General features: G+C 38.5%; 1 protein-coding gene. It reads right to left on the bottom strand.

Features of this window, described 5'->3' with window-relative positions:
* Positions 1-118: 118 nt before the first annotated feature.
* The gene (locus PVK70_RS18850; protein WP_130049515.1) at positions 119-589 is read right to left on the bottom strand and encodes a GNAT family N-acetyltransferase; all 471 of its coding nucleotides are present in this window, start codon (positions 587-589) and stop codon (positions 119-121) included.
* Positions 590-621: the final 32 nt, after the last annotated feature.

The raw sequence follows: 621 nt of genomic DNA, 5'->3' as shown, positions 1-621 counted from the left end.
TAACGCCTGCATAACACGTTTGCTACGATACAGACTTAGCTAAATTTTACTGCCTTAATCACTGAAACTAAAGACAAACCGACAACGCCGAGTGTAGCAAATCGTGTTGATGCATTTGTTATGAGAATGTCTCACCTAGTGTGAACGACATAAATTGGCTGTATGGATCAGGTTTGTAATCGGCAAAGGGATCACAATATTGAAAACCAAATTTTTCATAGAGATTACGAGCTGGTTTGAAGAACTCTTGCGAACCGGTTTCCAAGCTAATTTTCTTATAACCCCTATCCGATGAAACATTTAATACATGATTGAGAAGAAGCGTACCTACACCCAAATTTCGCACATGATTAGAGGTTCTCATTGACTTCAGTTCCGCATGATTTGAATCCAATTCCTTAATTGCTGCACAACCTAATAACTGCTCATCTTTCCAGCAGCTAAAGAACGTAATCTCCGGTACTTTTAGAGCGCAGACATCTAATGCGTGCACACTTTCAGGAGGAGACGTTGCATACATATCTTCCAGGTGTTCTTTTAATAACTGAACAACTTCACCGCCATTCAAATCATCTATTTTAATATCCATATTTAAAATTATCCCTTAATTCTCATAACGCC

Origin of the sequence: Aliivibrio sp. A6 (assembly GCF_028765505.1) — a bacterium.
GTDB lineage: Bacteria > Pseudomonadota > Gammaproteobacteria > Enterobacterales > Vibrionaceae > Aliivibrio > Aliivibrio finisterrensis_A.
Note: the sequence above shows the minus strand (reverse complement) of the source record. Positions and strands in the feature narration are given on the sequence as shown.